This is a genomic window from Mesorhizobium sp. B1-1-7 (assembly GCF_006442705.1).
In the GTDB taxonomy this organism is placed as follows: Bacteria; Pseudomonadota; Alphaproteobacteria; order Rhizobiales; family Rhizobiaceae; genus Mesorhizobium; species Mesorhizobium opportunistum.
This window is the reverse complement of record NZ_VFWQ01000010.1, coordinates 10,001-12,500: the sequence shown is the minus strand read 5'-3', so window position 1 is coordinate 12,500 and position 2,500 is coordinate 10,001. Positions and strand designations below refer to the sequence as shown.

The window sequence follows — 2,500 nt, the reverse complement described above, 5'->3', positions numbered from 1 at the left end:
TAGGTGGTAGGCTTTGAAACCTGGGCGCCAGCTCAGGTGGAGCCACCCTTGAAATACCACCCTTATTACTATGGATGTCTAACCGCGGCCCGTTATCCGGGTCCGGGACAATGTATGGTGGGTAGTTTGACTGGGGCGGTCGCCTCCTAAAGAGTAACGGAGGCGCGCGATGGTGGGCTCAGAACGGTCGGAAATCGTTCGCTGAGTGCAATGGCATAAGCCTGCCTGACTGCGAGACTGACAAGTCGAGCAGAGACGAAAGTCGGTCATAGTGATCCGGTGGTCCCGCGTGGAAGGGCCATCGCTCAACGGATAAAAGGTACGCCGGGGATAACAGGCTGATGACCCCCAAGAGTCCATATCGACGGGGTTGTTTGGCACCTCGATGTCGACTCATCGCATCCTGGGGCTGGAGCAGGTCCCAAGGGTATGGCTGTTCGCCATTTAAAGCGGTACGTGAGTTGGGTTCAGAACGTCGTGAGACAGTTCGGTCCCTATCTGCCGTGGGTGTAGGAATATTGAAAGGATCTGTCCCTAGTACGAGAGGACCGGGATGGACGGATCTCTGGTGGACCTGTTGTGGCGCCAGCCGCATAGCAGGGTAGCTATATCCGGACGGGATAACCGCTGAAGGCATCTAAGCGGGAAACCCACCTTAAAACGAGTATTCCCTGAGAACCGTGGAAGACGACCACGTTGATAGGCCGGGTGTGGAAGAGCGGCAACGCTTGAAGCTTACCGGTACTAATAGTTCGATCGGCTTGATCGTTCTCATTCCTTATGCTCATCGTGAACACGATGATCTGGCCAGCGCTCACGCATGAGCGGCCCTTACGGGCCTATGCTCCGCGAGGGCGCCGGAAAACCGGCGACGCGCAGTCGCGCTTGCGGGCTTACGCCCGGGGCGCCCTGCAATGAACGTCGCCATTGGCACGGAAAGACGGGCAAACGGCACAAGCCAATAGCGAGCGGGTTTCCCTACTCACTATTCCCTACTGCCTAATCCCCAACCCAGCTTCTCGAAAACAACGTGCGTTTTGCCGACCTGGTGGTTATGGCGGAGCGGCTGCACCCGATCCCATTCCGAACTCGGCCGTGAAACGCTCCAGCGCTGATGGTACTTCGTCTCAAGACGCGGGAGAGTAGGTCGCTGCCAGGTCTGCCAAACGCACGTTCTAAATCTTCTCTTCACGATCAAGGCCCGCCTAGGGAACAACGGGCCGCGCAAGCGGCCCTTTCATTTGGTGAGCCATCTACCTATCTGTAGGCCATCCTAGTCATAGGCATCGGCTTACGTCCAAAGCAGGCAAACGCTTGCTTAGATCAGCAAGCAAACGCTTGCTTAGGGTTGACGCGGGGTGGAGCAGCCCGGTAGCTCGTCAGGCTCATAACCTGAAGGTCACAGGTTCAAATCCTGTCCCCGCAACCAAACTTAAAACGGCCCGCATCAATGCGGGCCGTTTGCATGTCTGGCGGCCGCTCGAGCCTAACCCCATCAACTGCGCCCGATTCGAGGCAAAGCCAACCCGGGACAAACCGCAAGTCATCCTCCCCAACCAAAACCGCTCGCCAAACTCCAAGTGGGCGGGGCCGGCTTGCTGGCGGCCCCAGCGATTCGCTCCGAATCAGTGGCCCGTAACAAGGCAAGCCAACGCCGAACACAACTCAAGCACTCGACCGCAGGGGCAGGCTTCTCTCTCCCTATTAAATGTTTCAAGCCCGGCTCGTCCTATCGCGCCGGGCTTCTTTGCTTTTGGCGCGTCGGCCGACGAGGATTGCTGATTGGCGCGTGGTCGCGGCCGATGCGACATGAGGTTAGCCGGTTGAGCTTGGAGACCAGCCGGCTTAGGCACTCGCGTCCACGGGCTGCCCATCGAGCACACGCGCCAGCCCTCGATCTCGCTGGCGTCGCCTGGCCGCGTTCTCGATGATGCCGAATCAGCGATGCGATCCCGTGTTTGAGAGAATCAAGTCACTGAGGCCAATCATGTCGCCGATGGAGAGTCCGAATCGGACGAAAGTGCCAACAGTTGACATCTATTGCCATATTAATCGTATGCCCCCATATTTTCCCAGGAGGTTGCGATGCCCAATTACGCTTTGAATGACCATTACGAGAGCTTCATCAGGAAGCAGCTCGAATCAGGCCGGTACAACAACGCCAGTGAGGTCGTCCGCGCCGGCCTGCGCATGCTCGAGGACTTCGAGGCGGAGCGGGAGAAATGGCTGCGCGAGGAAATCCCGGCGCGGCTGGCCGAACTTCAACGGGATCCGGCGAAGGGCGTTCCCGCGGAGGCGGTCTTCTCCCGGCTGGAGGCGCGTCATCGTGCGAGGCAGGCGAAAGCCAAGTAGGGAATGGAGTACCGGATCGTCTTCCACCCCGGAGCGGAAGCTGAGCTCGAACAGCTCTATGACGACATAGCCGAACGTGCGTCACCCGCGATCGCCTGGAACTTCGTAGTCGGCATCCGCGATCATTGCCTGGGCCTGTCGACTTTTC

General features: G+C 58.7%; 1 protein-coding gene, 1 tRNA gene, 2 rRNA genes and 1 pseudogene (2 of these 5 cut by a window edge). All 5 read left to right on the top strand.

Features of this window, described 5'->3' with window-relative positions; all coding sequences use genetic code 11:
• Positions 1-769 (top strand): 23S ribosomal RNA (locus FJ978_RS18065) (it extends 2,053 nt beyond the left edge of the window).
• 275 nt (positions 770-1,044) lie between these two features.
• Positions 1,045-1,159 (top strand): 5S ribosomal RNA (gene rrf / locus FJ978_RS18060).
• 193 nt (positions 1,160-1,352) lie between these two features.
• Positions 1,353-1,429 (top strand) — tRNA-Met (locus FJ978_RS18055).
• Positions 1,430-2,085: 656 nt separating this feature from the next.
• A complete protein-coding gene (locus tag FJ978_RS18050) occupies positions 2,086-2,352 on the top strand; it encodes a type II toxin-antitoxin system ParD family antitoxin (protein WP_140573153.1) in 267 nt (88 codons plus the stop codon).
• A gap of 3 nt (positions 2,353-2,355) precedes the next feature.
• Positions 2,356-2,500 (top strand): annotated as a pseudogene (locus tag FJ978_RS18045) (type II toxin-antitoxin system RelE/ParE family toxin); it runs 166 nt beyond the window's last position.